This is a genomic window from Moraxella lacunata (genome assembly GCF_002027545.1).
GTDB classification, from domain to species: Bacteria; Pseudomonadota; Gammaproteobacteria; order Pseudomonadales; family Moraxellaceae; genus Moraxella; species Moraxella lacunata.
On sequence record NZ_MXAN01000067.1, the window covers coordinates 1 to 5421 of the forward strand.

Here is a 5421-nt window from a genome sequence, read left to right on the forward strand (position 1 = left end):
CTTTTGGGGTGCGGTTCAATGATGCACTTATTTTTTATTGACAAAATTTTTGGGAGTATGGTTTGTGCTGTTTGCCTTGTTAAAAAAATTCACACACCAAATCAGTCCAACCACGGTAGGGCATTCCATGACAAGGCGTGCAAGTGTGGCAGTGGCGTTTATTTTTTTGACAATTCTAAGCGTTTCTACATACAGTTTTTATCTTGTCAGTACCGCCGAAAAAGACGCACAAGCCATCAATGATGCAGACTCTATTCGTATGGCGACCTATCGCATCAACCATGAATTGGCACTGCTCACAAATCCGAAATTAGCTCACACACCAAGCCCCATCTTAGCAGATGACATGACCGCCCGCCTTGATAAATTAAGCCTATATCAAGCCAAAAACAGCAACAAAAATGACGATATTGACAAGGCACTCATCAAAATTCGTCATGATTGGGAGCACACGCTACTGCCAATTTTGATGCACAACGATGGTGTAAATTTTTATGAACACTCTTTGGCATTTTTAGACGATGTCAATGATTTGGTTGATGCCATTGGCAAACGTAACGAGTACCGTCAAGCACGTCAGCAGCACATCCAAATCATCTTGCTGCTGTTCATCATGTTTGTGATGCTAGTTGGCATGTACGAATTACACCGTAATGCTTTAATTCCTTTGAAAAATCTTACCAATACCGCGCGTCATTTTAGGCAAGGCAAATCGCTTAACATGCAGGCAAGCAAGATGGATATTAAGGGCTATCAAGAATTCAACGAGTTATCAGATGCTTTTTTTGTCATGCTTACACTCATTGATAACCATCAAAACGAACTTAAAAAACAGGTTGAACGCCAAACCCATCATCTTACCCAAAGCAACAAAGCCCTATACAGTCTTTACCATTTTGCCGAGAAAATCGCCACCACACACCATCTAAACAGCGAAGAGCTTCATAAACTTATCCAAGATTTTGCTCGCCTACTGCCCAACACGGAGCTGTCTTTGTGCATTCATGGGGAGAATTTTGAAAATGATGTCATCATGAACCTATCAGAGCGTAAACACCATGACTTTTGTACCCCAGATGATTGTGAGCATTGCGAGCTAAAAATTGACATGCACACCCGCATCATCCCCATCAAAAGCACTGATACTCACTGGGGCGAGTTACTGGTGCGTGAACCCATAAACTCTATGACAAAAAACCGCATCACCCTACTTAATATCAACGAAGACAATAATCTGTCCGAACAAGACCTGCCGGGGGTTTTGGCACAACTTATCGCCCTAACTTTTATGTCAAACCAACGCCAAAAACAAGCCGAAGAATTGCTGTTGTCCGAAGAACGCAACACCTTTGCTCGTGAACTGCATGATTCCATCGCCCAGACATTATCACACCTAAAAATACAGTCTGCCATGTTAAAAACTCTGGGTGAACAAGAGAAAAAACTCCTTGTCAATGAGCCAAACCTGCAAAACAAAGAAACACTATTAAAAATTCACCAAAAACAAGACAAGGTTCGCACCGACCTAAATGATGCCACAAACCACGCCTACGCACAGCTTCGAGATTTGTTAAATACCTTTCGCTTAAAAGTAGATGGGGGAGATTTTAATGATGCCTTAAAGATAACGGTTAAGGAATTTGAGAGCAAAGGGGGTTTTAATATCAACTTTGACAATCAAATATTAACCTTAAACCTATCAGCATCTGAACAGGTAGATTTATTACAAATCACCCGAGAGGCACTCTCAAACATTCATAAGCATGCCCATGCCAAAAATGTCAATATCACACTCTACCAAGACAGCATCAGTTATGAGGCCATCTTGCGTATCAGTGATGATGGCATTGGCATTTGTCAAAGCGACAAACAAAAGCCTGAACATTATGGACTTAGCACCATGAGTGAGAGGGCATTGAATTTAGGTGGCACGATAAGCACCGAACCAATTCGCCCCACAGGTACCGAGGTATTTGTTCGCTTTTTGCCCCAATTTTTCTTAAAAAAACTCAAAAGCCCACGTCCCAAACCCAAACTCAAAGAATGGACAGCCGAACAAATCAGCACCGCCACTTATGAACTCACCTGTGAACTCAATGATGAATTTGGTCAGACATCTTGATGGCAGATGAAGTATAATAGAACAATTTGCCAAATTTATTTGGACAGTTTTTAAATTAACTGATTTAACTTTAACAATTTTAACAATTTTAACCCTCACCCAACCAAAGACATCATCATGAACCAAAAAATCTATACTGCCACAAGCCCCGCCCGCCTATTACTTGTTGATGACCATCCCATGTTACGGCGTGGCATGGCGGACTTGTTATCCTTAGAAATGGACATTCACGTAGCAGGCGAGGCCAACCATGGTGTTGAAGCACTCAGCTTTTTACAAGAGACGAGTGTGGATTTGATTGTCCTTGACTATAACATGCCAGTGATGAATGGAATTGAAACCCTAAAAGCCATCCGAGAACGTCAGATTGAAGGCAAGGTACTGTTGTTTACTGTCTCTGACAACATCAAAGACGTTCAAGATGCCCTAGCTTTGGGTGTGGACGGTTATCTGTTAAAGGACATGGAACCCGATGAGATTGTTGGTAATATTCGTCGCATCCTGCGTGGGGAGCTTGTTATTAGCCCTGCTCTTGCACCCATTTTGGCGGCCGCCATACGAAAGCCTGTCCAACCTGAGAGCAACCCTGATTTGACCGAGCGTGAATTACAGGTGCTCTATATGATACGAGATGGCATGAGTAACAAAATGATAGGTAACAAATTGGGCATTGCTGAATCTACTGTTAAAGTGCATGTCAAGCACATTTTGGCGAAAATCAGCTTACGCACTCGTGTGGAAGCTGCTGTGTGGGCGGTAGAAAATTTGGACAAATAATCCTAGTCACTAACCAACGCAAGCAATCTCTCAGCATCCATCAGACAGTATTGTGATTTGCGTTTACTGATAAGCCCTGCATCAATCAGCTCTTTTAGCGTGCGAGAGAGTGTCTCAGGACGCAGTCCAATTTGCCCTGCCAACTGTTTTTGGCTAAATGGCAACTCAAACGGCACACCCACAGGATAATGTGTCAAAAAGTAATAGCTGAGTTTGGATTTGGCTTGGACAAAAGCAAGCAGGTCGCTACTGATGAGATGATAGTACATACGTTTACTTATGGTGTTGCAAAACCACATGATAAGATTGCCCAAATCAAAATCAGCAATACTCTCAAAATAAGCCTGCACAGGCAAAGTTGCCACAACGGTGGGGCATTTGGCGGTGGCGGTCAGCTGATGAATGCCACGCTCTTTGATGAGCAGTTTAGAATGGCGTGTGGCAATGTTAGTTTTAGAGATTTGCTCTGCCACATCATTCATCTGCCCTACTTGATGGATACCCATATCAAAATCAGCACCATTCTCTGTCTCCAACCCCCACAGTACGCTTTCATTGATAAGCCCCATTTCATGATAATTGGCAATCAAGCACGCCTGCCCACTTGGCAGTTCACGATGACACATCACCTGCCCATCTAACAAAAAATACAGATTCTTTACCACGCTGTGCTGAATAAAAATCAGCTCACTCTTGGCGTATTCATGAATGACAACCTGATCAAGCAACTCATCTTTGACTGTCTCTCCTGCAACAGATTGGGGCAAAAGAGCAAATAAAGGATGAGTCCGTAAGGTATCAAGGTAGGCTTTTTTGGTGTGTTCAGCAGATTTTATCATCTTCTTAGCCATACAAAATAAATGATGCCATAATACTGTGCTGTATGTGCCATCCATATTCCCCAAAAGCACAGATAAAACCCATCACCTACCCCTTTTGGCTAGTATTTGGTTACTGACTTTTGGCGGTTATTGGTATGGCAATGCTTGATGAATGTGCTATTTTATGGCATATCAAACTTATTCACACCTTTGGAGCATGACATGTTGTCCGACTTATTGACATCCAACCGTTTTTGGGCTCAAAGTTTATCCGCTCGCAATCCTGACTATTTTCCAAGCCTTGCCCGCCAGCAGTCCCCTAACTATTTTTGGATTGGTTGCTCTGACAGTCGTGTTCCTGCCAATGAAGTGGTTGGACTCATGCCCGGAGAATTGTTCGTGCATCGCAATGTGGCGAACATGGTCGTCGCTACTGATATGAATTTATTGTCTGCTTTACAATACGCTGTGGACATGTTAAAGGTTGAACACATCATTGTTTGTGGTCATTATGGCTGTGGTGGGGTGCGTGCTGCCCTATCACACCAAGAATTTGGGCTGATTGATAACTGGTTACGCTCATTAAAAGGCATTTATTATCAGCATTTGGATAAATTTAACAATTTAGACATTGATGAGCAAATTGACCTTTTATGTCAGCTTAACGTCAAGCGTCAGGTAACCAATGTTTGCCACACCACCATCGTCCAAAACGCATGGCACAGAGGACAAAAACTGTCTGTACATGGCTGGATTTATGGATTAAAAGATGGCTTGATTCATGATTTGGAGGTCAGCGTTCATGGTTTTAGTCAGCTAAAAGACGCTTTTGTGTATGAAGTATAGCACCCGCTCTACTTGTTTAACCACACCCAATAAACTTTAAAATTACTACAAACGCAATGATGTTTGGATGTAGGGGCGTGCTGAGCACGCCTTGTACAGTAATGTCATCAAAGGGTGTACTCAGCACACCCCTACAAACCCATGGTAAATATCAAGTTGGCTGGGTGTACTCGTTTGACTACTCATTTAACGTCAGTCGCACCGATGTGATGGCATTGTCATCATTGATAAAGTTATCCTGATACAGGCTTTGTAAGACAGGGCTGTTTAACAGCTGATTACTGGCGATGACTAATACCTGCTCATCTCGCTGTTTTTGTTTTTGTACAGGCGTGGCGAGATGAGCAAATTCACTTTGGGACAGCAGTAGCGTCTCATCACGCAAGCGACCGTTTGCAAAATCTTGACCAAATTTTTTGGCAAAGCTCTTAAAACTTGAAAAAATCTGCTTGTTATGCTCAGGCACATACAGCTGACAGTCGCCATCTATCTGCCCCACCATCATCGCATGACTCACCATCGCCAATTCATCGGCATCGAGTTTATGCTCACGGCGTGCCACCGCCACCCAATAATCCCATTTCTCTGGTGTCCACTCGCCTGCCAACGCTACCTGCTGTGGCATGAGTTCATTTTTTAACTGCTCTTTGGTTATCTGCCCTGACGGCTTGATGTCGTTTGTTGATTGAGAATTGTTTACCGCTTGACCAATTTCTTGATTACCAATTTCTTGATTACCAATTTCTTGATTACCAATTTCTTGATTACCAATTTCTTGATTACCAATTTCTTGATGATAATTTTCTACAATTTCTGTATTTTGTGAAATCGCCAAACTTTCATCATTTAAACTTT

General features: G+C 42.5%; 4 protein-coding genes and 1 pseudogene. 3 read left to right on the forward strand and 2 right to left on the reverse strand.

What is annotated here, in order from left to right:
* The first annotated feature begins 127 nt into the window (after positions 1–127).
* Both B5J94_RS09570 and narL read left to right on the forward strand, forming a co-directional pair.
* The gene (locus B5J94_RS09570) at positions 128–2122 is read left to right on the forward strand and encodes a histidine kinase (RefSeq protein ID WP_143821957.1); all 1995 of its coding nucleotides are present in this window, start codon (positions 128–130) and stop codon (positions 2120–2122) included.
* A gap of 117 nt (positions 2123–2239) precedes the next feature.
* On the forward strand, positions 2240–2899 hold the full coding sequence (gene narL, locus B5J94_RS09575; RefSeq protein WP_062499336.1) for a two-component system response regulator NarL: 660 nt from the start codon (positions 2240–2242) through the stop codon (positions 2897–2899).
* 2 nt (positions 2900–2901) lie between these two features.
* Here the strand turns inward: narL and B5J94_RS09580 are convergent, their stop codons facing one another.
* The gene (locus B5J94_RS09580; protein WP_062499335.1) at positions 2902–3738 is read right to left on the reverse strand and encodes a Crp/Fnr family transcriptional regulator; all 837 of its coding nucleotides are present in this window, start codon (positions 3736–3738) and stop codon (positions 2902–2904) included.
* 150 nt (positions 3739–3888) lie between these two features.
* Between B5J94_RS09580 and can the strand changes: the two genes are divergently transcribed.
* Positions 3889–4566, forward strand: a complete 678-nt coding sequence (gene can, locus B5J94_RS09585; protein WP_228144577.1) for a carbonate dehydratase — start codon at positions 3889–3891, stop codon at positions 4564–4566.
* A gap of 178 nt (positions 4567–4744) precedes the next feature.
* On the opposite strand, the pseudogene B5J94_RS09590 reads toward can, so the two are convergent.
* Positions 4745–5421 (reverse strand): annotated as a pseudogene (locus tag B5J94_RS09590) (hypothetical protein); the annotation flags it as partial.

Bases quoted from the DNA above. Each gene is read 5' to 3' on its own strand.
- B5J94_RS09570 (WP_143821957.1), top strand. From the start codon at position 128: ATGACAAGGCGTGCAAGTGTGGCAGTGGCGTTTATTTTTTTGACAATT.
- narL (WP_062499336.1), top strand. From the start codon at position 2,240: ATGAACCAAAAAATCTATACTGCCACAAGCCCCGCCCGCCTATTACTT.
- B5J94_RS09580 (WP_062499335.1), bottom strand. From the start codon at position 3,738: ATGATAAAATCTGCTGAACACACCAAAAAAGCCTACCTTGATACCTTA.
- can (WP_228144577.1), top strand. From the start codon at position 3,889: ATGAATGTGCTATTTTATGGCATATCAAACTTATTCACACCTTTGGAG.